The organism is Rhodococcus sp. IEGM 1341, assembly GCF_030056895.1.
Taxonomy (GTDB): domain Bacteria; phylum Actinomycetota; class Actinomycetes; order Mycobacteriales; family Mycobacteriaceae; genus Rhodococcoides.
Genome location: NZ_JASHKV010000008.1, coordinates 159,762 through 184,705, shown reverse-complemented (window position 1 = coordinate 184,705; position 24,944 = coordinate 159,762). Strand labels below are relative to the sequence as shown.

General features: G+C 65.5%; 27 protein-coding genes. 9 read left to right on the top strand and 18 right to left on the bottom strand.

The window, feature by feature from the left end; translation table 11 throughout:
• Positions 1–7: 7 nt before the first annotated feature.
• The 3 genes from QM615_RS17895 to QM615_RS17885 all read right to left on the bottom strand — a co-directional run bounded on the left by QM615_RS17895 (position 8) and on the right by QM615_RS17885 (position 2,215).
• Positions 8–688 (bottom strand): TrmH family RNA methyltransferase, encoded by a 681-nt coding sequence (locus tag QM615_RS17895; RefSeq protein ID WP_269596673.1) that lies wholly within the window; start codon positions 686–688, stop codon positions 8–10.
• The gene (locus tag QM615_RS17890; protein WP_269596674.1) at positions 685–1,287 is read right to left on the bottom strand and encodes a DUF6636 domain-containing protein; all 603 of its coding nucleotides are present in this window, start codon (positions 1,285–1,287) and stop codon (positions 685–687) included. The genes QM615_RS17895 and QM615_RS17890 overlap by 4 nt, the downstream gene beginning before the upstream one ends.
• 139 nt (positions 1,288–1,426) lie before the next feature.
• Positions 1,427–2,215: an SDR family oxidoreductase gene (locus tag QM615_RS17885; protein ID WP_068053942.1), complete on the bottom strand. Its 789-nt coding sequence runs from the start codon at positions 2,213–2,215 to the stop codon at positions 1,427–1,429.
• An 89-nt stretch (positions 2,216–2,304) separates the two neighbouring features.
• Between QM615_RS17885 and QM615_RS17880 the strand changes: the two genes are divergently transcribed.
• Positions 2,305–2,757 carry a hypothetical protein gene (locus QM615_RS17880; RefSeq protein ID WP_068053889.1) on the top strand — a complete coding sequence of 151 codons (453 nt, stop codon included), beginning with the start codon at positions 2,305–2,307 and terminating at the stop codon, positions 2,755–2,757.
• On the opposite strand, the gene QM615_RS17875 is transcribed toward QM615_RS17880, so the two are convergent.
• Positions 2,728–3,363 (bottom strand): lysoplasmalogenase family protein, encoded by a 636-nt coding sequence (locus tag QM615_RS17875; RefSeq protein WP_269596675.1) that lies wholly within the window; start codon positions 3,361–3,363, stop codon positions 2,728–2,730. The genes QM615_RS17880 and QM615_RS17875 overlap by 30 nt on opposite strands.
• Before the next feature lie 132 nt (positions 3,364–3,495).
• Here QM615_RS17875 and QM615_RS17870 point away from each other — a divergent pair, with 132 nt between their 5' ends.
• From QM615_RS17870 to QM615_RS17850, 5 genes are all read left to right on the top strand, one after another.
• Positions 3,496–4,092, top strand: coding sequence for an Rv1733c family protein (locus QM615_RS17870; protein WP_269596676.1), 597 nt, complete (start codon positions 3,496–3,498; stop codon positions 4,090–4,092).
• A 72-nt stretch (positions 4,093–4,164) separates the two neighbouring features.
• Positions 4,165–4,626: a MarR family winged helix-turn-helix transcriptional regulator gene (locus QM615_RS17865; RefSeq protein WP_068053883.1), complete on the top strand. Its 462-nt coding sequence runs from the start codon at positions 4,165–4,167 to the stop codon at positions 4,624–4,626.
• Positions 4,623–5,849 (top strand): MFS transporter, encoded by a 1,227-nt coding sequence (locus tag QM615_RS17860; protein WP_269596678.1) that lies wholly within the window; start codon positions 4,623–4,625, stop codon positions 5,847–5,849. Before QM615_RS17865 ends, QM615_RS17860 begins: the two co-directional genes overlap by 4 nt.
• 275 nt (positions 5,850–6,124) lie before the next feature.
• Positions 6,125–7,957, top strand: coding sequence for a hypothetical protein (locus tag QM615_RS17855; RefSeq protein WP_269596679.1), 1,833 nt, complete (start codon positions 6,125–6,127; stop codon positions 7,955–7,957).
• Positions 7,958–8,054: 97 nt separating this feature from the next.
• On the top strand, positions 8,055–8,552 hold the full coding sequence (locus QM615_RS17850) for a class F sortase (RefSeq protein ID WP_269596680.1): 498 nt from the start codon (positions 8,055–8,057) through the stop codon (positions 8,550–8,552).
• 21 nt (positions 8,553–8,573) lie between these two features.
• Here QM615_RS17850 and pyrE read toward each other — a convergent pair whose 3' ends face one another.
• From pyrE to clpB, 5 genes are all read right to left on the bottom strand, one after another.
• Positions 8,574–9,122: an orotate phosphoribosyltransferase gene (gene pyrE / locus QM615_RS17845; RefSeq protein ID WP_094687780.1), complete on the bottom strand. Its 549-nt coding sequence runs from the start codon at positions 9,120–9,122 to the stop codon at positions 8,574–8,576.
• A gap of 115 nt (positions 9,123–9,237) precedes the next feature.
• Complete coding sequence (locus QM615_RS17840; protein WP_269596681.1) at positions 9,238–9,822, bottom strand: LemA family protein; 585 nt, start codon at positions 9,820–9,822, stop codon at positions 9,238–9,240.
• 58 nt (positions 9,823–9,880) lie between these two features.
• Positions 9,881–10,945 carry a TtfA family protein gene (locus QM615_RS17835; RefSeq protein WP_317814070.1) on the bottom strand — a complete coding sequence of 355 codons (1,065 nt, stop codon included), beginning with the start codon at positions 10,943–10,945 and terminating at the stop codon, positions 9,881–9,883.
• A gap of 113 nt (positions 10,946–11,058) precedes the next feature.
• Positions 11,059–12,039: a DUF5666 domain-containing protein gene (locus tag QM615_RS17830; protein WP_283347695.1), complete on the bottom strand. Its 981-nt coding sequence runs from the start codon at positions 12,037–12,039 to the stop codon at positions 11,059–11,061.
• Positions 12,040–12,136: 97 nt separating this feature from the next.
• The gene (gene clpB, locus QM615_RS17825) at positions 12,137–14,683 is read right to left on the bottom strand and encodes an ATP-dependent chaperone ClpB (protein WP_283347694.1); all 2,547 of its coding nucleotides are present in this window, start codon (positions 14,681–14,683) and stop codon (positions 12,137–12,139) included.
• 178 nt (positions 14,684–14,861) lie between these two features.
• Between clpB and QM615_RS17820 the strand changes: the two genes are divergently transcribed.
• Positions 14,862–16,025, top strand: coding sequence for a globin domain-containing protein (locus QM615_RS17820; RefSeq protein ID WP_068053851.1), 1,164 nt, complete (start codon positions 14,862–14,864; stop codon positions 16,023–16,025).
• 22 nt (positions 16,026–16,047) lie between these two features.
• Here QM615_RS17820 and QM615_RS17815 read toward each other — a convergent pair whose 3' ends face one another.
• A complete protein-coding gene (locus QM615_RS17815) occupies positions 16,048–16,719 on the bottom strand; it encodes a hypothetical protein (protein ID WP_149406499.1) in 672 nt (223 codons plus the stop codon).
• Positions 16,720–17,011: 292 nt separating this feature from the next.
• Here QM615_RS17815 and QM615_RS17810 point away from each other — a divergent pair, with 292 nt between their 5' ends.
• Complete coding sequence (locus tag QM615_RS17810) at positions 17,012–17,431, top strand: helix-turn-helix domain-containing protein (RefSeq protein WP_068053936.1); 420 nt, start codon at positions 17,012–17,014, stop codon at positions 17,429–17,431.
• Positions 17,432–17,437: 6 nt separating this feature from the next.
• Here QM615_RS17810 and QM615_RS17805 read toward each other — a convergent pair whose 3' ends face one another.
• The gene (locus QM615_RS17805) at positions 17,438–17,752 is read right to left on the bottom strand and encodes a DUF2277 domain-containing protein (RefSeq protein WP_149406498.1); all 315 of its coding nucleotides are present in this window, start codon (positions 17,750–17,752) and stop codon (positions 17,438–17,440) included.
• Positions 17,753–17,774: 22 nt separating this feature from the next.
• Positions 17,775–18,350: a TetR/AcrR family transcriptional regulator gene (locus tag QM615_RS17800; RefSeq protein WP_094640941.1), complete on the bottom strand. Its 576-nt coding sequence runs from the start codon at positions 18,348–18,350 to the stop codon at positions 17,775–17,777.
• A 95-nt stretch (positions 18,351–18,445) separates the two neighbouring features.
• On the opposite strand from QM615_RS17800, the gene QM615_RS17795 reads away from it, so the two are divergent.
• A complete protein-coding gene (locus QM615_RS17795; protein ID WP_149406497.1) occupies positions 18,446–19,843 on the top strand; it encodes a cytochrome P450 in 1,398 nt (465 codons plus the stop codon).
• On the opposite strand, the gene dinB is transcribed toward QM615_RS17795, so the two are convergent.
• The 6 genes from dinB to QM615_RS17765 all read right to left on the bottom strand — a co-directional run bounded on the left by dinB (position 19,844) and on the right by QM615_RS17765 (position 24,943).
• Complete coding sequence (gene dinB, locus QM615_RS17790; RefSeq protein WP_188078714.1) at positions 19,844–21,031, bottom strand: DNA polymerase IV; 1,188 nt, start codon at positions 21,029–21,031, stop codon at positions 19,844–19,846.
• Between the two features lie 73 nt (positions 21,032–21,104).
• Complete coding sequence (locus QM615_RS17785) at positions 21,105–21,470, bottom strand: hypothetical protein (RefSeq protein ID WP_149406496.1); 366 nt, start codon at positions 21,468–21,470, stop codon at positions 21,105–21,107.
• A 23-nt stretch (positions 21,471–21,493) separates the two neighbouring features.
• Positions 21,494–22,480 (bottom strand): inorganic phosphate transporter, encoded by a 987-nt coding sequence (locus QM615_RS17780; RefSeq protein ID WP_149406495.1) that lies wholly within the window; start codon positions 22,478–22,480, stop codon positions 21,494–21,496.
• Between the two features lie 7 nt (positions 22,481–22,487).
• The gene (locus QM615_RS17775) at positions 22,488–23,105 is read right to left on the bottom strand and encodes a DUF47 domain-containing protein (protein ID WP_149406494.1); all 618 of its coding nucleotides are present in this window, start codon (positions 23,103–23,105) and stop codon (positions 22,488–22,490) included.
• Between the two features lie 23 nt (positions 23,106–23,128).
• Entirely contained in the window at positions 23,129–24,046 is a 918-nt protein-coding gene (locus QM615_RS17770) for a polyphosphate polymerase domain-containing protein (protein ID WP_068053816.1), read from the bottom strand.
• A gap of 48 nt (positions 24,047–24,094) precedes the next feature.
• The gene (locus QM615_RS17765) at positions 24,095–24,943 is read right to left on the bottom strand and encodes a hypothetical protein (protein WP_149406493.1); all 849 of its coding nucleotides are present in this window, start codon (positions 24,941–24,943) and stop codon (positions 24,095–24,097) included.
• Position 24,944 lies beyond the last annotated feature (1 nt).

Below are 24,944 nucleotides of genomic sequence, written 5' to 3'. Positions count from 1 at the left end.
GGTGGTGTCACCACGCAGTCTCGATGTCGGCATGCCGCCGAATCCACGAGTGCATGGCAATTCCCGCGGCAACCCCGGCATTGATACTGCGGGTGGAACCGAACTGGGCGATCGATACGGTCATCGACGCCGATGCGCGGGCACTGTCGGTGACGCCCGGTCCCTCTTGTCCGAAGAGCAGCAGGCAGTCGCGCGGCAACTCCGCCGTCTCGATCGGTACCGACCCCGGGGTGTTGTCGACGGCCACGACGACGAGGCCCTGCTCCGCGGCGAATTCCATCAGCGCTTCCACCGTGTCGTGGTGGTGGATGTGCTGGTAGCGGTCGGTGACCATGGCACCGCGGCGGTTCCACCGACGTCGCCCGACGATGTGCACCGCCTGGGCGGCGAAGGCGTTCGCGGTGCGCACCACCGTCCCGATGTTGGCGTCGTTGGTGAAGTTCTCGATGGCGACGTGCAGCGAATGCCGTCGGGTGTCGATATCGGCGACGATGGCCTCGCGCCGCCAGTAGCGGTAGGCGTCGACGACGTTGCGGCGGTCACCGCCTGCGAGCAGTTCCGGGTCCAACCGCGGGTCGTCGGGTGGTGGTTCGACGTGGGTGTCGGACCACGGTCCGACACCGTTGGGGTTCTCGCCCCACTCGGTGGGACCGGCATTGTCCGACGGAGAAGTGCTGTCGCTGCTCAATAGATTTCGTTGCTGTCCGGTGCGATGCGGAATCCGTGTCCGGTCGCATCGTCGACGCACGAGATGCCGTTCTCGGCGGACGTGCAGGTGAATCCGTTCTCGGCGATGGTCGCCCCGACCGCGAGCGGCGGATCGATCGTTTCCCCACCCGAGGTGTAGACCACGCCGCCGGAGCACATGAAGGCCGCCGGCCCTTGATTGGTGACTCGAATACCGTTGCCCCAGTTGATCATGCAATCCTCCGGCCGCGGCGGCACCGGAGTGGTGGTGCCCTGACACCCGGCCTCGGTGCGGTTCGACAGCGGCACGATTCCGCACTGGAACAGACCGTCGGGGGAACTGAAGTAGAAGGTGCCGCCGATGGCGGCGTACGTCGTCTGCGGTTCTGCGGTGGGCGGCGGCTCGACCGGAGGCGGGGGCGGCGGGAGCGCTTCTTCCGTCGTCGTCACCGGCGCAGGAGTGGTGGTTGCCGTGGTCGTCGTCGGCGCGAGAGTGGTGGTCGACGGCTGCGGCGGCTGGGCAGCGGACTCACTGCTGCAACCGGCGAGTAGTAGCGCCGCGGCCCCGATTCCCACCGACAAGGCTCGAAACCGACCCATTCGCCTTGCCCTGCTCGAACGCAACCTGCTCGAACCCCACGTACTCAGCATGAAGAAACCCCGACCCACCTTTCGACACCGATTGCTCGAAAGACCGACGATACCGGCGTCAGGGCCGGCATCGTTCGGCGACGAGTTTCTAGGTGTGGCTCAGGCGCCGGTTGACCTCGCGAGTGAGCCATGCGGGCGAGAAGCGCGAGCCGAGCGAGAGCGCCTTGGACGGCAAGCCGACCGGGAAATGCACCTTGTGCAGCCGACGCTTCACCGGCCGGGTCGCGTCGAAGATCGCGTCGGACACGTCTTTGACGGTGAGCCGGACACCCAACGAACTCGTGGTGCCCGTCGACACGCCCTGGGTCATCGCAGTCTGGACGAACAGCGGCCACATGGCCTTGACGGAGATGTCGTACTTGCTCCACTCGAGATCCAACGCCTCGGTGATGCCGCGTACCGCGAACTTGGTTGCGCCGTACGTCACCAACTCGGGCTGACCGTAGATGGCCGACGCCGAGCACAGGTTGACGACCTGCGCGCCTGCCGTGTCCTTGAGGTACGGGAAAGCCGCGAGGGTGCCGTAGACGACCCCGTTGACGTTGATGTCGATCTGACGGCGGTGCACCGAAAGCGGCATGTCCTCGAAAGCGCCCGCGGCGAGGATTCCGGCGTTGTTGATCAGAATGTCGAGTCGACCGTCGCCCTCGGAGACGAACTCCTTCAACCGGGTTTCCCACTGGTCGGAGTTGGTTACATCCAAGATGCCGGTGACCACACGGCCGCTGAGCGAGGCAGCTTCCTTGCCGAGCGATGCCAAGCCGGTCTCGTCGATGTCGTAGGCACCGACGAGGTAGCCACTGGCGGCGAACTTGAGGGCCGTCGCGCGGCCGATACCGGCAGCTGCGCCTGAGATGAAGACAGTTGGTCGAGTCACATCGATCACCGTACATGTAACCCTACTTACCGGTAACCCCCTATCGTCGAATATCCAACGGCCGCTTTCGGCGGCGTAGGAGCACCGAAGTGAACAACGCGAGAATCGTGCGATCCGTCGTCGTCGTGACGATCGGCTACGCCCTTGTGCTGGCGATCTGGATCGGTTGGTTGAGGGACCGCACCCCACCGGGAACGCTTCCGTATCAGTTGGCAGCCCTGGTCGCCGGATTCGGCGCAGCTCTCGGACTGGCCATGCTGATCGCCGGACGCCCCACACGTGAGCAGAAGGAACTGATCGAACACGGCGTGGAGGGGTGGGCGACGGTCGATGCCATCCGCCGGATCGACGACGACACCGCCGAGTTGGATCTCGAATTCACCGTGCCGGGCTCGGGCAGCTACTTCGGCAAGATCGTCTACGACATTCCACGTTCGGACAGCTCACGATTCGAGCCGGGCACCGTCATCGCCGTTCGCGTCGACCCTGCCCACCGCGAGCGGGTACTGCTTCTACCTCGAAGCCAGGGCCTCGACGAGTAGGACCTGCGCCGCCACATAGGTCGAGAGGATGACCGCTTCCGCGGCGCGCCGCCGACGGTCCTCGGTCAGAAAGAGCCGTCTGAACACGATCAGCGCGTCGGAGACGGTGAACAGAACACCGCCGATGATCAGCCTGCGATCGCCGCCGCGCGAGACCGAACGCGCAGACAGGGTCGACGTGGTCGCGAGCACCGCACCGTAGCCGGCCAGGGTCGACGCCACCGCGGGCTGCCGCCTGGCCAGAAGCGTCGATGCGACTGCCCATCCGGCGTATCGCGGAGCGGCGTCGAGCAGCGTCGGACGCGCACCCCGACGGAGCAGCAGATACGTATAACTGCCCTGCATCACCGCGAACGCACGCGCGCCCCATTCCAGAGCGGAGTCGTCGTCGGGGTCGATCAACAGAACATCGCCGACCGTGGCCGCCGCAAGACCCGCCAGGAGCACCCGATCTCGCGCCGGATCGAGCCCGCTCGCCAGCGCCGGGACGATCAGAGGCTTGGCCACACGCTGCACGGGCATCGACCCCGCCGCCGCACCGACCACGGTCACCGCACCCGCCACCAGCGCGGCTGCACGAGCCCGCCGAACCCGACCGACAACCATCGCAGACCTCCACCGACAATCTCGTCACAGCGCAAGTCACATGTGACGCTGACCCCTATCGCTTGATACTCGCAGGTCGCGTCGCCATCGTGGAGAGGTCGGTCGGATCATATCGAGGTAGTGGGGACCATCATGCGCCGCAAACTCACCGGGCAGGACAGTTCGGGACGATCCGCCTTCGCCGGCAATCCCAACCCTTTGCTCCGCGACTGCGACGTTCGTCAGGCGCGCATCAAGCGCTGGGTGACCGCACTGCTGATACTCATGGTTCCGGTGTCGCTGTGGATCGGTGCCACCGCCCACTCCGACCAACAGCAGCGACTCGAAGACCAGAAGAATTCGATTCACCAGGTCACCGCGACCACGACGGCCGTTGCGGAATCCGTGCCCGCCGTATCCACCGAGCTCGGCGCATCCGGCGCAGCCGCAACTGCCGTCGACTCACGCTGGGTCTACCGAGGCGTCGAGCACACCGGACGCGTCAGCGTCGACACCGGATCGCCTGCCGGGACCACCACGCAGATCTGGGTCGACAACAGCGGCGATCTGAGTATGCGCCCCCTGACCTCGTCGGATGTCGTCGCCGCATCCATTTTCAACACCATCGGCAGCTGGGTGCTCGTGGCATCGGTTCTCATCGGTGCCTATCACTTGATGCGCTTCCGCTACGACGGCCGACGGGACGCCGAGTGGGACCGCGAGATCGCCGATCTGCTGCGGCAACACTGATTCGAACTCGTCCATCGCCCTGGAATCGAGCGCATTTTGCGATAGATAGTTAGTGTATGTAACAATAAATCGGTGAGTCACTCCGACGAAGACATCCGAGATCTCCTCTCGCAGCTGGTCACCAGCTCGTCGCGCTTCGTCCGATTGGCCGCACGGTTCGGCAGCGACGAATGGCCGAGGGCGTGGATGCGGGCCCTGTCGTTGCTCGAGGAGTACCAGCCCCTGCGCATCAGCACCTTCGCAGAGCTGGACCGCTGTTCCCAACCCTCGGCAACGGCGCTGCTCGCCAAGTTGAGCAACGCCGATCTCGTCACCAGGCGACCCGACCCCGACGATTCGCGTGCCGTTCTCATCGAGATGACCGAGGCCGGCCACCGATGGCTCGCCGAAGGTCGACGCCACCTCGTCGACGGACTTCTGCCGTACCTGTCCGACCGCGACCCAGAACAGATCCAGAAACTGACCGACGGCTTGAGCGAGCTTCGCAGCATCCTCGAGCCCGTCGATCACGAAACGAGAGGAACTCTTTCGTGACCACCAGCACCTCAACCGACAGCCTGCTGAAGCAACCACGCGCAGTATGGGCAGTTGCATTCGCCAGCGTCATCGCCTTCATGGGCATCGGTCTCGTGGACCCCATCCTCAAGCCCATCGGTGAACAGCTCGACGCCTCGCCATCGCAGGTGTCATTGCTGTTCACCAGCTACATGCTCGTCACCGGCATCGCGATGCTGATCACCGGAGTGGTGTCGAGTCGCTTCGGCCCCAAGCGCACGCTGCTGGTGGGACTGGCGATCATCGTCGTCTTCGCAGCCTTGGCAGGCACGTCCGGATCGGTCGGCGAGATCATCGGATTCCGCGCAGGCTGGGGGCTGGGCAACGCACTGTTCATCGCGACGGCGCTGTCGACCATCGTCGGTGCCGCATCGGGAGGTGTCGCTCGCGCGATCATCCTCTACGAGGCAGCACTCGGTATCGGTATCGCGACCGGCCCTCTCGTCGGTGGAGTTCTCGGCGGGTTCAGCTGGCGCGGACCGTTCTTCGGGGTGGCCGCACTGATGGCCGTCGCGTTCATCCTTCTCATCGTCATGCTCCCGGACACCCCGAAGCCCGCCCGCACCACGTCGATCCTCGATCCGTTTCGCGCGCTTCGTCACCGCGGTCTGCTCACTGTCGGCATCACCGCGCTGCTCTACAACTACGGATTCTTCACACTCCTCGCCTACACCCCCTTCCCGTTGGACATGGGCACCTACTCCATCGGCTTCATCTTCTTCGGCTGGGGCCTGTGCCTGGCCGTGGCGTCGGTGTTCATCGCGCCGAAGCTGCAGCGGGCCTTCGGAACGCTGAACATGATGATGCTCGCGCTGCTGCTGTTCGCCGTCGACCTGGCCGTCATGGCGATGTTCACCGAGAACAAGACCGTCCTCATCGTGGGAACCGTCGTGGCCGGGTTGTTCCTCGGCGTCAACAACACGCTGATCACCGAGACCGTGATGATCTCGGCACCGGTCGAGCGCTCGACGGCATCGGCGGCCTACAGTTTCGTTCGCTTCACCGGCGGGGCCGCGGCTCCCTACCTGGCCGGCAAACTGGGCGAGTCGAACATGCACGTCCCGTTCTGGGTGGGTGCCGCCTGCACTGCTCTCGCCATCGTCGTGCTGGCAACCGGCCGGAAGGTGCTCGCTCACGTCGACGATCACGAACCCGCACCTCACAGCATCGACGAGGCCCGTGCGGTGACGGTCGGCGACTGAAATACGTTCACCCGACGGGGTTTTCGCGGCGGTCGAGATGTACGCATCTCGACCGCCGTTTCACGTCTCGAATCTCTCTCGTCACATACGTCCCATCAGTAACACTTTCATAACCAATTCTCAGGTAAAGCTCTGAACGGTTCCCGAGACCGGCCGGTTGGTTTACGGTCACGTCAACACGGTTGTTCGTGTGACTCACCAACTACACCCGTTCCGCGTGGGAGGGCGGGTGCGTGCAGCACGATGCTGCCACTGACCGAAGGGCCACAATCTCCATGTCGCAGAAGTCGATCGCCAGGTCCAAGAAGGCGCGCCTCGCCGCTGCCGGGGCCGCCATGGCACTGTCCCTCTCCATCGCCGCACCGGGAATTGCCAGTGCGCAGGAGCAGACACCCGAAAGCTCCTCCGTCGAACAGCCCGCCACCGAAGAAGGCACCGAATCCGGCGCTCCGACCGCGGAAGAGGGCGCAACCGTCGACGGATCGGCCACCGTCGACGGGCAGATCGAAGCGCCTGCTCCGGCCGTCACCCCGGAAGACGCCGCAGCAGCCGCCGCAGCAGCAGTGCCGGCCCCCGAGGTCCCGTCGGCCATCCGCCCACTGCCGCAGGTGACCGGTGGCGTCGTCTTCAACGACGACGGCACCGCGACAGTCAACCTGGACATCATCCCGCAGCTGTCCGACGCCGAGAAGCAGGCGATCGCCGACGCCGAGGCCGAGAGCAAGGCAGCGGTGGAAGCCACCACCGCCGCCCAGGTGCGGCTCGAGACCGCCAAGGCCGCCGAGGCCACCGCGAGCACGGACGCCACCAAGGCAGAGGTCGCCGCCGCCGAGGCCGACGTCAAGGCCAAGACGGCCGCCGCGGAGGCCAAGGCCGCCGTGGTCGCCAGCACTGCCGCCAGTGCTGCGGTCACCGCAGCCAAGAACGATGCCCAGACCCTGCAGACCGAGGCCGACGCCGCCACTGCTGCAGCGGACCAGGCCGAAGCCGACGCGACAGCAGCCGAGGAGCTCGCTGTCCAACTCGAGGCCGCAGCGGTATCGGGCGATCCCGAGGCCACCGCAGAAGCCGAGGCAGCTCGCGCCGATGCGAACGCCAAGGCCGAACTCGCCGCCAGCGCCAAGGTCGAGGCCGATGCGTCGACCAAGGCCGTCGAGGATTCCGTCGCGGCACTGCAGGAGTCGTTCAAGAGCCTCAACCTCGCCAAGATCGCTGCGGCCACCAGGGCCGCAGCCGCGACCGCAGCGAAGTCGCTGGCACTGCACGTCGAAGCGCAGACGGCCGCTGCCGTGGCCGCGATGTCCGAGCAGAACGCTCTGAACCTCGAAGCTGCAGCCGAGGCCGCAGCAGGTGAGGAAACCGAATCCGAGAAGGCCGCAGCCGACGCCCGGACAGCAGCCGATGCTGCCAAGGCCGACGCCGAAGCCAAGGCCGACGCGGCTACCGCAGCCCAGGCCGCCCTCGACGCCGCCCCGTCCGATGCAGACATCGCAGACCTCGAGCAGGCTGCAGCCGACGCCGCACAGGCAGTGACGGATGCCAACGCAGCCGTTGTGGCCGCCGACGCGGATCTGCAGCTCAAGACCGAGGCAGCCGCAGCAGCCAAGACCAAGGCCACCGACGCCGCGACGGCGCTGACGGCCGCACAGGCAGACGTGACCGCAGCCAAGGCCAACTCCGACGAGAAGGCCAAGGCCGAAGCCGATCTGAAGGCCGCAGCCGCCGAATTGGCTGCCAGCGGACCGAAGTTCGAGTGGACGATCAATCTCGGAAACACCGTCCGCGAGGACGTTCCGGTCACCGAGGTCGACGAGAACACCGTCGTCGTCGACAAGACCGGAGTCTCCCTGGTCGGCGTCAAGAACGAGGACGGATCGTTCACGGTCGCGGACTACTTCACCACCGACGAGAACGGTGTCGTCAGTGTTGCCGGCGATCTGCCGCCGGTCGATCTCGCTCTCGGCGACTCCTCCGACGAGGCGTCGGGCGCATCGGACAGCTCGTCGAACACCCCGGTGATTCTCGCCGGAGTCGGCGTGGTCGTCGTTGCGGCTGCAGGCGGAGCGTTCTACCTGCGTCGCCGTAGCTCCACCGATGCCACCTCGTAGTACCCGCTGGTTGTGGACGGCGATCCTGACCTTCGTTCTCCTCGTATCAGGTTGTGCGAGTGACGAAGTCGGGGTCGCCGCGCCGGATCGCTCGCCGGTGCAGTCACAGATCACTGTGGCGGCACCGGCGAGCGACGTCGCTCCCGCTCAGCCGGAATACATCGAACTCCGATCCTCGGACGGCACGACCTATCTGAGCAGCCCCATCCATCCCGATCCGCTCTACCGCGGCGGCGACAGTGGCCAGGTACTCAACCCGGTCGACGAGCTACCTGCCTGGTGGGCCGAGAGCGGCATGCCGGGAACCTCCACCGAACAGACGGTAGTGGTTGCCGGACACAACTATTCGAAGCGCGACGCGCCGTTCAAGGCGCTGCGCGTGGTGATGCCCGGCGATACCGTCGCGTTGCGCACCGCGAGCGGCACTCTGGAGTACGCGGTCGAATCGGTCGGCCCCCTACCGAAGGGGTCGCTGTTGGCCGACAACGAACTCCGACGCTCGGTGCCCGGACGATTGATCCTGGCGAACTGCGACGTCCAAGGCGGCGAACCCACCGACGACAACTTCGTCGTCGTCGCGCAACTGGTTCGCTGACAAGCCCTTTCGGGACCGGGATTACAGGCCGAGGTCCGCCAAGCCGAGCAAGGATCGATACTCGAGTCCCTCGGCGGCGATGACCTCGTCCGCCCCGGTCGCGCGGTCGACCACCGTGGCCACTCCGACGACCGTCGCGCCCGCGTCCCGCAGAGCCTTGACGGCAGTGAGCGGTGAATTTCCGGTCGTCGTCGTATCCTCAACCACCAGAACACGTTTGCCGACGATGTCCGGTCCCTCGATCTGACGCTGCATGCCGTGCGCCTTCGCTGCCTTGCGCACCACGAATGCATCGATCGGCCGTCCCTGGGCGTGCATGATCGACATCGCCACCGGATCTGCGCCCATCGTCAAGCCGCCGACCGAGACGAAATCCCAATCGGCAACCAGATCACGCATCAGCGAACCGATCAACGCACCTGCCCGGTGATGCAGGGTCGCGCGACGCAGATCCACGTAGTAGTCGGCTTCCTTGCCCGACGACAACGTGACCTTCCCATGCACGACGGCAAGCTCTTTCACCAAATCGGCCAGTTCCTGCCGGTCCGAATTCGCGGCACTCTCGGCCATGTTCGGATTCCTCTCGTCGCACCACGGATCTTCGATAGGTCGGTACGAACTTACCCACCGACTCGCGCGACCGCTCCCGGCGGCTCCGATGCTCGATCTCGGGTCGTTGCTGCCACTAGGCAGCGATCTCGGCCGACTGCTGCTCGTCGAGCAGTTCCTTGGTCTCCACGAACGGTTCCGGTGCGGTCATCGAGCGAGACCTGGCGACGAGCGAGGACGGGAACGTGCCGATCGCCTGCGACAGCCGGTACGCGTTGTCGTTGTACACGCGAACCGCGCCTGCGATACGACGCTCGGTGACGTTCAGTTCTCCGGCCGGACCCTGGAAAGCCCAATTGCCCAACGCATTCTGACGCGCATCGGCGTCGACGAGCACAGCATGGAACGCGGCGGACAACGCATTCTCGGCAGCGGCCTGCGCCTGCAGACCCAGGCTGCGATCGCGCACTGCCTTGGACCACGACCGTGCACCGCCGAGCTGACGCAACAGATCACCGGACAGCCCGGTGGCCTCCGCGGCCGCGAGGAACGGGCCCAACTGCTCGTGACGCCGATCCAGTTCGACCTCGACCAGTCGCAGACTCTGCTCCGTCTGCTCGCTGTACCGACCGAGTCGACGCAGCGCGATCAGCACGTAACCGACCACGACAACCGCGACCAGGACCACCACTGCCACGACAACACCCGAAGAAACCGTCACGAGGTACGAATTTAGCCGCGTAAGCGCACCTGCGCCTGTAAACACGCCCGAACTTTCGTCAGGGCTGGTTGCGTCGGCGCTCCGAGTCGAAAGGAATCGGACGCGACGCAGGCGGACGCGGCACAGGACGCGACGGATTCGCCGAACGCGCAGCCTGCGGACCGGCCGCGTCGGGCCGCGGCGGACGCGGCCTACGTCCGGGTTCCTGCGGACGTGGCTCGGAAGTACGAGGATCTCGGGTACGGGGCTCCGGGGTACGGGGCTCCTGGGTACGGGGCTCGGCTATCCGAGGAGGCCGAATCCGAGGCTCGGGTGTCTTGGGCGCAGGCCTTCTCGGCTCGGCAACACGTGGCTCCGGGCTTCGCACCGCCTGGATTCGGGGTTCCGCCACCCGAGGCTGGGGATGGTGCGGCACGTCCGCTTGCTGATTATGTGGCTCATGGACCAGTGGCCTACCCGGATCGCTTCGATCGCGGCCGGGATCGCCGGGGCGAGCGCCGTAAACGGCACTTCCGCGAACCGGGGGCAGCACGTGCAACATGCCCGACAGTCGTGCGACCGCGTCGATCGCGGCATCCCAATCGCGACCCGAACTGTTCAGCGGCAGGGACCCCAGCGTCCAGTCCTTCTCGCTCCACAGCAACTGCAGATTCGCCGGAATGGACTCGGTGAACGCGGCCATCCGCTGGTCGCAGACACGGCGAGCGATATCGACGTCGGTGGCGAACACCACGCGCGGCCCGATGGAACCGAGCAGTTCCATGTCCTCGTCGCGCGGCGGCGGCGTCGAGCGGGGCCGGAGGTCGATGTCGACATCGGAACCGACCGAACGCTGCACGGCCACGATGGTGCCTGTCTCCTCGACGTCGAAGAGAACGAACTCCTCACCGCGCCGAACACCGGTCACCACTCCCAGAGCCACGTCGAACTCGGGCTTGGACAGAGCAGCGCGAGAGAACCGAGTGACCAGTTCTCGATCGTGCGGTCGATACTCGTACCCCTGCGCCTTGGCCCACATCTGCCGGACACGTCCGTACCGATCTCGCTTGGACCTGTCGATGTAGAGCAGCGCCACTGCACCCATCAGTGCAATTGCCGCAAGGCCGAACCACATTGCCGTCATCGCGAACCACCTTAATCGACATCCACACCTTCACCGCCCACCACCGCCGGGTCCTGTGAACGGTCCCTACGACAGCTCGCACCGCCTACGGGGTCATTCCGCAGGCTCCACTCCTAGCCACCCAGACTGGGCGTTTCGATGATGACGTTCGCGCGAATCGTTCCGTCCTCGACGGCCTCGCCCTGCACCACGACGAAAGCACCGACCGTCAGCGACGCCAGATCGCTACCGGACAACGAGATTATCTGGGTCTGGGGCGTGGTCTGCACCGTCACCGGAGCGCCGTCGAGTCCGTCGAGCGTCAGAGTCGAACCGTCGTTGGCGCTGATCGTTCCCACCGACGACCCAAGCTGACCGAGAATCTCGGGAATTCCTCCCGGGATCAGCTCGGGCGTGGTGGCGGTGCCCGATTCGGTGGGCTCCGGCGTGGTCGTGGGTGCACTCGAGGTGGGCGGTCGGATCGACGTCGACGGCGCAGAAGCGGTGGTCGACTCGTCGGATCCCCCGTTCAGGAAGGAAATCCCGAACACCACGACGATGGCGAGTACGACGAGTCCGATCAGCGCCAGAACCCACGGTCGTGGCCCCTTGCTGCCGGAATCGGCGGCGTTCGGATCTTCGCCGGGAGGCGGAGCGCCGTACTCCGGCGGCTGCCCGAACTGCTGGGTGTGGCCGAATTGCTGAGTGTTGCCGTACTGCTGTGGCTGCCCGTACTGCCCAGTCCCATACCCCTGGCCGTACTGCTGGGTCTGGCCGTAGCCCTGATTCGCCGCCGCCTGCTGCTCGGGGTCGTACGGCGGAAATGCCTGCGTGGGCTGATACCCCGGCGGATAGGCCTGGGGGTCGGGGTTCTGCTGGGCAGGATTCTGCTGAGTCGGATACTGATAGGCCGGATCCTGATAGCCCGGGTTCTGGTACGCCGGGTTCTGGTACGCCTGGGTCGGATATGCCTCGGTGGGGTGAGCGCCATCGGGATACTGCTGGGCTCCGGGGTACGGCCGACCGTAGTCCTTGGTCGGCTCGGATGGCTCCGCCTGGGGTGCTGCGTCCTGATCGCGCTCCCGAGGTGACCGTGGGTCGTCCGGATTCGTCATTCCACGAGCGTACCTACCCGGCACTTACCGGTTGAAGGCACAAAACAGGCCCACCCGAGCAGTGCTCGGGTGGGCCTGTTGCGGAGAAGGGCCGCCGCTAGCCCAGGATCAGGCGTTCGCCGTCCGGGCTCGAGTTGACCGACACCACGTCGCCGTCGTGGACGTCGCCGGCGAGCAGGAGCTTCGCCAGTTGATCGCCGATCGCCTGCTGGATCAGCCTGCGGAGCGGACGCGCGCCGTACAGCGGGTCGTAGCCGCGGGCCGCGAGCCACAACTTGGCCGGCGAGGACACCTCCAACGTCAGGCGACGAGCCGCCAGACGCTTGGCGAGGAAGCCGAGCTGAATGTCGACGATCGACTCGAGCTGGTCCTCGGACAAGGCGTCGAACACCACGACGTCGTCGAGGCGGTTGACGAACTCGGGCTTGAACGAGCGCCGCACCGCGTCCATCACCTGCTCCTTGGTGCCGCCGGCACCGAGGTTGGAGGTGAGGATCAGGATCGTGTTGCGGAAGTCGACGGTCCGGCCCTGGCCGTCGGTGAGTCGGCCTTCGTCCAACACTGCGAGCAGGATGTCGAACACGTCGGGGTGCGCCTTCTCGACCTCGTCGAAGAGCACCACCGTGTACGGACGCCTGCGCACGGCTTCGGTCAGCTGGCCGCCGGCCTCGTAGCCGACGTAACCGGGAGGCGCGCCGACCAACCGAGCGACGGCGTGCTTCTCGCTGTACTCGCTCATGTCGATACGGACCATCGCGCGTTCGTCGTCGAACAGGAACTCCGCCAACGCTTTCGCCAGCTCGGTCTTGCCGACGCCGGTGGGTCCGAGGAACAGGAACGATCCCGTCGGACGGTTGGGATCGGCCACCCCGGCGCGGGAGCGTCGGACGGCGTCGGACACCGCTTGTACTGCGTCCTTCTGTCCGACGACTCGCTTGCCGAGCTCGTCTTCCATCCGGAGTAGCTTCGCCGTCTCGCCTTCGAGCATCCGGCCGGCCGGAATCCCGGTCCAGGCTGCAACGACGTCGGCGACGTCGTCCGGGCCCACTTCCTCCTTGAGCATCACGTCACCCTGGGCGGGCGAGTCCTCGGTCTTGGCTGCAAGCTCCTTCTCGAGGGTCGGGATGCGTCCGTAGCGCAGCTCGGCGGCCTTGCCCAGATCGCCGTCGCGCTCGGCGCGATCGGATTCGCCGCGCAGGTTCTCGAGCTCCTCCTTCAGCGCCCGTACCGAGTCGATGGCGTTCTTCTCGTTCTGCCAGCGGGTGCTGAGCCCGGCCAACTTCTCCTGCAGGTCGGCGAGTTCCTGGCGGAGCTTGTCGAGTCGAGCCTTCGACGCGTCGTCGGTCTCCTTCGCCAGTGCCATCTCCTCGATTTCGAGGCGACGGACGGCGCGTTCGACCTCGTCGATCTCGACGGGGCGTGAATCGATCTCCATGCGCAGACGGGACGCGGCCTCGTCGACGAGGTCGATCGCCTTGTCCGGCAGGAACCTGGCCGTGATGTACCGGTCGCTCAGGGTTGCGGCGGCGACCAGGGCGGAGTCCGTGATCCGGACGCCGTGGTGCACCTCGTAGCGTTCCTTGAGTCCGCGCAAAATGCCGACGGTGTCCTCGACCGACGGCTCACCGACGTAGACCTGCTGGAAGCGTCGTTCGAGAGCGGCGTCCTTCTCGATGTACTTGCGGTACTCCTCGAGGGTCGTCGCACCGACGAGACGTAGTTCGCCGCGGGCGAGCATCGGCTTGATCATGTTGCCCGCATCCATCGCCGATTCACCGCTCGCGCCGGCTCCGACGATGGTGTGCAACTCGTCGATGAACGTGATGACCTGGCCCGCGGAGTTCTTGATGTCGTCGAGCACGGCCTTGAGCCGCTCCTCGAACTCACCGCGGAACTTCGCGCCCGCGACCATCGAACCGAGATCGAGAGACACGACGGTCTTGCCGCGCAGGCTCTCCGGAACATCGCCGGCGATGACGCGCTGGGCCAGTCCTTCGACGATGGCCGTCTTGCCGACGCCGGGTTCACCGATGAGCACCGGGTTGTTCTTGGTGCGTCGGGAGAGAACCTGTACGACGCGCCGGATCTCGGTATCGCGCCCGATGACGGGATCGAGCTTGCCTTCCCGGGCCAGCGCGGTCAGGTCGGTGCTGTACTTCTCCAGCGCCTGGTAGGTGTTCTCCGGATCGGCGCTGGTGACCCGAGCGCTGCCCCGGACGGCCTGGAAGGCGTCGCGCAGCTCGTTGGGTCCGGCTCCGTGGCCGGTCAGCAGCTTGGCGACGTCGTCGTTGCCGGTCGCCAGGCCGACCATCAGATGCTCGGTCGAGACGTACTCGTCGTCGAGTTCGGTGGCCAGGTGCTGCGCTGCGGTGATCGCGGCGAGGGTTTCACGGCCGAGTTGCGGAGTGGTGGTCGAACCGGTTGCCGAGGGCAGCCGGTCGACGAGGCTCTGCGCTTCTCGACGCACCGTTGCGGGGTCGACGCCGACGGCCTTCAACAAGGGAGTGGCGATGCCGTCGGTCTGATCGAGCAACGCCACCAACAAATGTGCCGGACGGATATCCGGGTTACCGGCCGCGGATGCGGCCTGCAGAGCAGCGGAGAGTGCTGCCTGCGACTTCGTGGTGGGAGTGAAACTGTCCACCGGTCACCTTCTTTCGACTGGGTTCTGCAAAGACTGTCGCTCGGTACAACCATAGCGAAGTTGAGTCTGTTCCGCTCAACCTTGGATTTCTCCACATTCTGCGACGTGCGCGATATCCTCGACCGGTCTACTTTGGTGTCGGTCGACAGCAGTGATTCGGTGGGGTGGAGGTGGATCGATGCTCGACGCACGCACGATCTCCCTGGTTCGCACCGGATTCAAATCCGTCGTGGCCGCTCAGGACGGTCCGGCGCGGCTGTCCCGGTCCTTCTACGGCCATCTCTTCGCCCAGCACCCCGACTTCCGGGCTCTGTTTCCCGCCTCGATGGATGCCCTGCGTGAACACTTCGTCATGGCACTCGGCTACGTCTTCGAGCATCTCGACGATCCCGACCGCGTCGAACCGTTCCTCGAACAACTCGGCCGGGACCACCGCAAGCACGGAATCTCCGGTGCACACTTCCGTGCGGGCAGTTCGGCTCTGATCAGCGCGTTCCGCACCTTCGCCGGCAACGAGGTATGGACCGACGAGGTCGAGACGGCCTGGAACGACGCACTGACCGTGGTGAGCGATGCGATGGCCGTCGCCGCCGACGACGACGAACTGCCGCCGTTCTGGAGTGCCACCGTCGTCGAGCATCAGCGGGTGCTCGACGATCTCGCGGTGGTTCGATTGAAGACCGACGGCGAGATCCCGTACTTCCCCGGGCAATACGTCAGTGTGCAGATTCCGCAGCGGCCCAAGCTTTGGCGGTATCTGTCCCCGGCCATTCCGAGTAATCCGTACGGCGAGATCGAGTTCCATGTTCGACGCGTATCCGGGGGCTGGGTGTCACCGGCGATGGTCACCGAGACCGCGGTGGGTGATCGCTGGTCGATCAGTCCGCCGCTGGGCGGGATGCATGTCGATCGCGCGATCGGCGAGGACGTGTTGATGATCGCGGGAGGCACCGGTCTGGCTCCGCTGCGTGCACAGGTCATGGAGATGGCGCAGCGCAGCAACAATCCGCGGGTGCATCTGTTCGTCAGCGGAACGTATCCGTGCGATCTCTACGATCTGGACACGTTGTGGCAGCTGTCGCTGTCGAATCCATGGTTGACGATCGTTCCGGTGACCGAGCAGCTCGAGAATCCGTGGTGGTATTCGGGCACACCTCGCGAGCTGCCGTGGGGCATGCATCACCGTCTGCACGGTGCGGTGGGCAAGGTGGTGACCCAGTTCGGCTCGTGGGCCGATCGGCAGATTCAGATCTGCGGGTCTCCGTCGATGGTGCGAACGACGATCTACGCCCTCCGCAAAGTGGGCACGCCGATGGAGCACATTCAGCACGATCCGTTCTGAATCAGTCTGCGCTGCAGGGCAATCAGCTGGACAGCGATTTCGGCGGTAGATCCTCGACGATTCCGCCGGCCACCAGTCGCGGAGTCCACGTCTCGGTGATGAGCCGGCCGTCTCCGGTGATGATCGCGTCGGGGTCGGGATCGATCAGGATGGGATAGCCGGTGTCCGCGGTGGCGAGAATGTTCTGCACCAGGAGGCCGTTCTCGATGGTGTAGTGCACCGACACCGGATACAGGTCGGAGTCGAATGCCCATGGGCGGCCGATGAATATCACTGCATCGCCGAGATCGTCGAGTATCGACACCGAGCCGTCGCGCTCGAGCCGCAGGCTCCACTGGGGCGGCATGGACGTGGCGAACTCGAATCTGTGGGGCGCTCGGGCATCGAGCAGGTGGATCATCAACAGCGCGCCGTCGCGGGGATCTCGTTGCGGAACAATGACTTCGAATGATCCGCATTCGTAGAATCGGGACCCGAACGGCCCCGGGATGCCCGCGCCGAGATCGTCTGCGATGGTGAGTGCGAGCCGAACGAACCCGGAGCCGTCCTCGGCCCGGAGCGTGATTCCCTCGGAGGGGTGCGGCAGGCGCGATTCGTCCCGCGGCGCGTAGGACAGCACGGCGCGTAGCAGCGGCTCGACCACCTCCGCGTCACCGTCTCGTGAATCGAACGTTCGCCGTCGACGATCGGTCATCTCCACCCCCTTCGCCTGGCAAGACAGTCTGCCACCGGGGCTCGAATCACGCGTCCGATTCTGCGGAAAACCATTCGTTCGTTCCCGCTCTCGGGGCACCCCACTGCCCGGCCTCGCCTCGCTACGTCCACCGACGCATGAAACCGATCAGTACGATTTTCTGACGAATTTCTGCAGGTCAGCCATGGTTCGCGGGATTCGCGGCAGCGGCTACTATGAGCCGGTTCGGTCCGCGGCGGACCGATCTGCCCGGGTGGGCAGCGGCTGTATCAGGAAGGCACACACATCCCCGATGTCCGCTGATTTCGCCGCACGTCTGAACCATCTGTTCGCCACGATCCACCCGCCCGGACGCAAGCCACACACCAATGCCGAGGTCGCCGACGCTCTCGCCTCGCGCGGACACCAGATCTCCAAGCCCTACATCTCGCAATTGCGCTCGGGACAGCGCGCCAATCCGTCCGCGGACACCGTCGCGGCGCTGGCCGCGTTCTTCAAGGTCAAGCCCGACTACTTCTTCGACAACATCTATGCGACGAAGGTCGACCACGATCTCGAACTGCTCACCCAACTGAAGGGCTACGGTCTGCGCCGCCTGTCCGCTCGGGCATTCGACCTGTCCGAGGAATCGCAAAATCTGCTCAGCTCGATGGCCGAGAAACTCCGCGTGAGCGAAGGCCTACCCGCGGTGCCGCCGGACAGCACCCGCTAGGACCCGCTAGGACCCGGCCTTCGCCGCTGATATGGGTCGTTCCGCAGGCTCCACTCCCGCCGCGGCAATTCGCGCCTGCACTTCCGGACGCCGCAGCGGCGGCACCGTCGGCGGTGGCTGACGCCGCTCGGGAAGCGCATCGAGGAGCCGGTGCGTCGTTGCCGTCACCTCGGCGACGGCCAGCTCGAAGGCATCGCGGGTGGCGTCGGACGTCTTCTGTACGCCGCTGATCTTGCGGACGTACTGACGCGCGGCCGCTTCGATCTCGGCGTCGGTGGCGTGCGGTTCCAACCCTCGCAGGGTGGTGATGTTTCGGCACATGACTCGACGATAGCCCCGCATCTCACACCTCGAGAAGACCCGACAACGCCCGTAGACACAACGCGCGTACCTGCTCGCGGTCGAGAGTTCTGCGCTCCACCCAGTCCAGACACACAGCTCGCACGAAGGCGATCCAGCCGCGCAGCGCGGTGCGTACCGTTTCGTCGTCCTGCAACGTCGTCGGCAGCGCGGCAAGGATCCGCTGCTGCTGGACGTCGAACTCGCGCGTGAGGATCTCGTTGATCAGAGGATCCCCCAGCAACGTGCCGCGATTGACCGCGCGGACGCCGTGCGCATGTTCGTCGGTGTACGAGATGTACGCATCGAGGCCTGCGGCGATCTGCTCGAACACCGGCAACGAGGTGTCCGGCGCGGTCAGACCGAGGTTGCGCTCCGATTCGGCGCGGACGATCTCGACGAAGAACTCCCGCTTGGACGGGAAGTAGTGATACATCAATCCGCGTGACACGCCGGCGAGGTCTGCGACCTCCTCGATCCAGACGTCCTCGTACGGCCGCTCGGCGAACAGTGCCGAGCCGATCTCGATCAGCTGCGCACGCCGCAGTGCCGGCGTCATGCGCTTGCGCGGTGTGGTCATGGGCCTCGAACCTTACTTGACACCGGTTCAACAGTGAGTACGGTCACTATTTGACACGGTTCAACAAGGGCCGGTCCCGAGACGATGGAGTGGCGATGTCGACACAGTTCGCGGTACGAGGCGGCTCCCTGCCCCATCCCCCGCACCGACTCCCCGTGCTCGGCGACGTCGTCGGCGTCGATCCCCGCACCCCCGTCCAGGATTCGACCGCGATGGCCCGCACGCTCGGCCCGCTGTTCGAGCGGCACATCCTCGGCCGACGATTCGTCTTCGCCTCCGGTGCCGACGTGGTGGGCGAGCTGTGCGACGAAAAGCGCTTCGAGAAGTTCTTGCCCCCGGGCGTCGAGAATCTACGGGACATCGGAGCCGACGGGCTGTTCACCGCCTACAACCACGAACCGAATTGGCAACGCGCCCATGATCTTCTGCGCCCGGCGTTCACCGCAGGGGCCATGCGCGGGTACCACGAGATCATGGTCGACGTCGCCGACGACCTGATCGAGCATTGGGAGTCCCTCTCTCGCAACGCGTCACCGACCGATGTATCGGCCGACATGACGACGTTGACGCTCGAGACCATCGGCCGGACCGGATTCAGCTACAGCTTCGGCTCGTTCGCGCGTGCCGAGCCGCATCCGTTCGTCTCGGCCATGGTCGGTGCGCTGACGTACAACCAGCGGCGGGCGTTGCTGAAGGTTCCCGCGTTCGCCAAGCCTCTGTTCGCCCGCTCGGATCGCCGGTACGCGGACAACAAGCAGTACCTGGCAGACGTCCTCGCAGATGTCGTCAGGACCAGGCGCCGATCCACCGAAGACTTCAGCGACCTGCTCCAGATCATGATGGACGCCGCGCGTGAGGCCGACAATCCGAATGCATTGAGCGAAGCCAACATCGGCTGCCAGATCCTGACATTCCTGATCGCCGGTCACGAGACCACATCCGGTGCACTCTCTTTTGCGCTGTACTACCTGGCGACGCACCCCGAGGTGTTCGAGCGCGCCCGCGCCGAGGTCGACGAGGTCTGGGGCACCGGCAAGCCCGAGTTCGGCCAGGTTCCCAAGCTGCGATATGTCCGACGCGTCCTCGACGAATCACTGCGCCTGTGGCCCACGGTCCCGGCGTTCGGCCGCGGGGCACGCGCCGACACCGTCGTCGGCGACGGCTACGCCATGGCGGCCGGAGACTGGGCGATCGTGCTCGCCACGGCGCTGCACCGCGATCCTGTGTGGGGTGACCGCCCGCACGAGTTCGATCCCGACAACTTCCTGCCCGATCGCATCAAGGCCCGGCCCGCTCACGTGTACAAGCCTTTCGGCACCGGTGAACGTGCCTGCATCGGACGGCAATTCGCCATCCACGAGGCCGTTCTGGTACTCGGAACCATTCTGCAGCGCTTCGACCTGCAGGCAGACCCGTCGTACCGACTGAAGGTCCAGGAGCGACTGACCATGATGCCCACAGGCTTTCGGGTACAACCCTCAGTGCGGCAATAGTCAGTCGGGCAGCAGCGGAACCGAGATCCCCGGATCACGGCCGAGCAACACCCCACGAGTGAGCGACGTCGAGCCGAACTTCTTGTGCACCCCGTCGAGCGCCCGGTCCAGGGCCGAGGCCTCCGGCGGTGTCCGTACCTGCGGCGGGTCGAACTGCAGCTCCAGTTGCTCCGCACCGCCCCTGTCGATGCTCGACACGGTGACCCCCACCAACGTGATGCCCTTCTCCGCGATCAGCGGCGCCGCGTCGTGCAGCAATTCGAGTGCGGCGTCGAGAATGTCGCGGGTGTCGGCGGTCGCTCGATCGAGCGTGTGCGACCTCGTCGCCCGGGTGAAATCGGCAAAGCGCAAGCGCAACATGACGGTTCGGCCGGTTCGCTGCGCGGCGCGCATGCGGTGCGTGACGCGATCGACGAGCCCGATCAACGATGCCTCCACCTCGGCCGCGTCGTGCCTGCCGCGACCGAGTGCCCGCTGCGCACCGATGGAACTGCGCGACTTACCGGGCTGGACGCGTCGGGGATCCCGGCCCATGGCCAGCGCGTACAGGTGGGCACCCGCCCCCTTGCCGAGTACCGAGGCCAACGACCGCTCGCCGTAGGCCGCGATGTCGCCGACCGTTCTGATATCCAGAACGTGCAGCTTCTCGGCGGTCACTTTCCCTACGCCCCAGAGTCTTTCGATGTTCAGCGGGTGCAGGAATTCGAGTTCGCCGCCGGGCGGTACCAGCAGCAGACCGTCGGGCTTGGCGAAGGCGCTGGCAACCTTGGCCAGGAACTTGGTGGTGGCGATCCCGACGGTGATGGGCAGCCCCACCTGCTCGGCGACCTCCTGCCGCAGACGCTGTCCGATCTCGGTGGCACTGCCCGCGATCTTCTGCAGCCCGCCGACGTCGAGGAATGCCTCGTCGATGGAGATGCCCTCCACCAGCGGGGTGGTGTCGTGGAAGACGTCGAACACGTCCTTGCTCGCCTGCGAATAGGCATCCATACGCGGCGGCACCACGATGGCCTGCGGGCAGACCGCGCGTGCCTGCCCACCGCTCATCGCCGTGCGCACCCCGAAGGCCTTGGCCTCGTAGCTGGCGGCCAGCACCACTCCCCCGCCGACGATCACCGGCTTACCGCGCAGCCGCGGATCGTCACGCTGCTCCACCGAGGCATAGAAGGAGTCCAGGTCGGCGTGCATGATGCTCGCCACGGGTCTACCGGTGGACTCCACCGTTCCATGCTCGCACAGGCCACCGACACCCTCGGCCCGCTCACTCGCAGACGTGGTCCTCCGCGGCCTGCACTATCGGCTCGGCCCAGGGTTCGCCGGTCCCCTTCTCGTAGGTAGCACCGAGCGAATCGGTCACCTCGGCGACGGCCTCCTCCTCCGACAGTCCTTGCTGAGCGCGGGTTTCACAGAAACCCGGAACGTAGATGCCCAATGCGAACACCTCGTTGACTGTCGTGCCGATGCCCTGCCCGTACAGGTCGTCGAACAGTTCGCTCATTCCCGGAGTCTCGAGAAATCCGTCCCTGGCCTCCTGCACGTCACGCGAGATGCCGGTACCGGTCTCGGTCGACGTCATCTCGTAACTGCAGCCTGCGCTCAGTGCCATCAAGCAGAGTGCAGCGCCCATCGATATCCGACCCGCTCCCCGCTTCACAGAATCACCCCCGCAACCACGTAGGTCAGCGCGGCGACGGCAGCGGCCGCGGGCAGCGTCGTCACCCACGCTGCGAACATGTTTCCCGCCGTCCCCCAGCGCACGGCCGTCGTACGCTTGGTTGCCCCGACGCCCATTATCGCCGACGAGATGACGTGGGTGGTCGACACCGGCGCTCCCAGTCCGATCGATGCCACGTACAGCACGGTCGACGCCGTCGCCTCCGCGGCGAACCCCTGGGGTGGGTCGAGTTCGATGATCTTGCGCCCGAGGGTGCGCATGATCCGCATCCCACCGGTCGCCGTTCCGACCGCCAGCACTGTCGCGGTGAGGAAGTAGCACCACAGAGGAATCGTGTAGTCGGCCTGGTTGCCCGATACGACCAACGCCAGCACCACGATGCCCATCGTCTTCGCTGCATCCTGCATGCCGTGTCCGAAAGCCATGGCCGCTGCCGAGCACGTCTGTGCCCGGCGGAATCCGCGGCTGGTGGCACTGGGAGACGATCGTCGGAACATCCACAGAATGGCCACCATCGCGGCGCTTCCGAGCACGAAACCGACTGCAGGAGAAACGATCATCGGGAGGATCACCTTGGTCGCGACGCCTCCCCACAGCACCGTCATTCCGCCGGCCAGTGCAGCTCCCACCATGCCGCCGACCAATGCGTGCGAGGACGAGGACGGCAACCCGTACCACCAGGTGATCAGATTCCAGACGATGGCACCGACCAGGGCGCATCCGACCACGAGCAACGCGTCGGATCCGACGTCGAGGGCGATGATTCCCTCCCCCACCGTCGACGCGACCTTCGCACCGAAGAAGGAACCGAGCAGATTCCCCACCGCGGCCATGACGAGCGCCGTCCGCAGCGTGAGTGCGCGAGTGGACACCGACGTCGCGATGGCATTGGCCGAATCGTGAAAGCCGTTGGTGAAGGTGAACGCCATCGCGAGGGTGATGACCAGAACCAGTGCTACCACCGCGCACTCACGTCTCTTTCAGCACGATGGATTCGATGACGTGCGCGACCTTCTCGAAAGCGTCTGCGGCATCTTCGAGTTCGTCGCCCACTCCCTTGAGCTTCATCACGGTCAATGCGTCGAATCGGCCGTCGAACAGATCCGCCAGAAAAGTCCGATAGGCATGATCGGCCCGGTTCTCGAGCTCGTTGATCTCGATCCAGTACCGCTCGAGATCCTTCATCGACGCCAGCCTCGGCATGGCATCCGCGGTGACCTTCGCCGACCGGTCGAGGATGTCGATCATGTCGTGCATGTGCGGGGTCAGTTCGTCGATTCGGTACAGCGAGAGCAGATGTGTCGCCGCTTCCATGTGGTCCATCACGTCGTCGAGGCTCGAGCCGAGGACGTAGATGTCGGTGCGATCGAACGGGGTGATGAAGCTCGAGTTCAAGGTGCGGAACAGATCGTGGGTGACGCTGTCGGCTTCGTGCTCGAGATCGACCATTCGACGCGCCACCGCATCGATTTCCGGTGTGGATTCGAGCAGTTCGGTCAACGTCTTCGCTCCGGTGGCCAACAGCTGAGCCGAGGAGTTGAACAGGTCGTAGAACAGAACGGACTTGGGTTTGAAGCGTGCGAACATCTTTCGTCTCCTGAATGGTGCGGCTACCGGCGAGCGCCGGCGTAGGGCTCGAGCAGATCCGACGGAACGCGATGGTCGGCATCGGCGGGCAGCACCAGTTCGGGCGCACCGGCGCGTGATCGAGGTGCCATCTCGAACGCCTCGATCGACTGGCAGTACTTCGAGACTCGGATGACGGACATGTTCATCCGTGCCGTCATGTCGGTCACCCAGTACGGCACTCGTTCGTTGGCCTTGATCTCCAGGATCGCGAGCTTGGGCGGGATGATGAAGCGGTTCTGGGCACCGGAATCGAATCGGAAGTCGCGATCCCGGCCGTGCACCTTGTGATCGATCGTCACCCGTAGACCGAGGTCGGCCTCACGACCGATGTACGCCTCGCGCAGATAACCGGTGGTGACCATCGGACGCAGATCCAGATTGGCGATCAACGTGCTGACCTCGTTGACGAACGGGCGTTGACTGGGATCGCACTCGATCTCCTCGCGGCCGTTGAGCCACCGCTGAGAAACGTCGTAGGGCAACGAGATTCGGCGCTTCTGGGTGACCCTGTTGACGCGCTGCTTGATCTCGATCTGCACCGGCGTGTCGTCGGTGCACTCGGACGGAGCCCCGTACAGCCGTACCCGCACCTTGCGCCTGAACTTCAGGCCCTCGATCTTCTCCCAGTAGAACCGCAGATCGGTGGTGTCGTAGTACAGCGAGGTGACCGGGTAGCCACCCTTGGGCGAGAACGGGTCGGTGTCCATCCGTGCCGTCAGTTCTTCACGGACCTGAGCGACGTCGGCCTCGGCAACGAAATACTTGATTTCGTACCTGTTGAACGAGTGCAACTTGCTGGCGGTCTGCTGATACCCGGTGGGCTCGGTGTTCAGGTCCTCCGGCGACGCACCCTGCTTCTCCAAAGCGGCCTTGGGTCGAAATTTGTCGAACAGATTCATGGATCGAACCTTCCTTCGGTGGGTGTGCATGGTCGGGCGACGCCGCGTTCAGTTCGGCTCCGCGAACACGATCGGGGGTAACTCGGTGGCTCCGTCGGCCTCGGACGCGAGCAGCAGTTCACCCGCGTCGGTGTAGGCGACGGCCTCGCCTTGTGGTTGATCGGGGCCCTCGACAACACCAGCGGGAGCGCCCGAGAATGCCGCGGCCACATCACCGTCGGCGATTTCGAAGACGAACAGATCCTTCTTGGTTCGCAGTGCCCCCACGGTGGCGTCGGCATCGACGGCTGCACCGGTGATCGGTCTGCTCGACCCGTCCGACGCAGTCGCAGACACCGTTCCGGAACGGACCAGATCGATGGATGTCGTTGTGGTGTAGATGGTTTCGTCACTGCTGTAGATCGACGCGGCCGCACCGCCCGAGACCTTGGTGATCAGCACCGGTTGCCCGGTGGGCGTCAGAGCGAACGCCTCGACGTCGTGTGCGCCGTCGGGGTAGCGCATCGTGACCGAGGTGCGCCGGTCGGTGGCCACGTCGACGCCGATCAACGTCACGCTGTCGCGGTCGTTGTCGTTGTCACCGGTGTCGGCGAGCCACACGATCCCCGCGCTGTCGACGGCGATGTCCTCGACGTCGACCGTCTCCACTCCGACGTCGACCCACCTGGTCACCTCGCATGCCCGGTCCAGCACCGCCAGCCGGTCGTCGCTGCCGCGGTCTCCGATGGCGTAGCCGGTATCGCCCCTCCACGTCAGGCCCGACAACTCGGACAGGCCCGAGTCGGTGGGGGTGCACCAGGTTTCGAACGGTGCTGTTGCGGTCGTGGGTTCGACTGCCGCGAGCTCGGTTGCCGAACACGACGCGAGGACCCCGCACCCCGCGAGAATCATGCCCACG